We start from the raw sequence: 237 nt of genomic DNA, 5'->3' as shown, positions 1-237 counted from the left end.
GAACTCGGTCATGTGGGCCATGCGGTCCTTGTTCCCCATCGCCGCGCGCATCACCTGCTGCAGCGAACCGGCGCCCGCGGGCCCCATCAGCGGTCGGGCCGAGATGAGGTTCGTGAAGTAGAGCGAGGGGATCGAGAGCTCCTTGGCCTTCTGCACCACCGGCGTCGTGCCGATGGCGAGGTCGGGCTGCACCGCCTCCATCGCAGCGCAGTCGTCCTCGAGGCTCGCGCGGCAGGT

At 69.2% G+C, this 237-nt stretch carries 1 pseudogene; it reads right to left on the bottom strand.

The window, feature by feature from the left end:
- Nucleotides 1-237: pseudogene (locus AB6A65_RS16490) on the bottom strand (chlorophyllide reductase subunit Y); the annotation flags it as partial.

Origin of the sequence: Rhodosalinus sp. FB01 (genome assembly GCF_041365715.1) — a bacterium.
In the GTDB taxonomy this organism is placed as follows: Bacteria; Pseudomonadota; Alphaproteobacteria; order Rhodobacterales; family Rhodobacteraceae; genus Rhodosalinus.
Note: the sequence above shows the minus strand (reverse complement) of the source record. Positions and strands in the feature narration are given on the sequence as shown.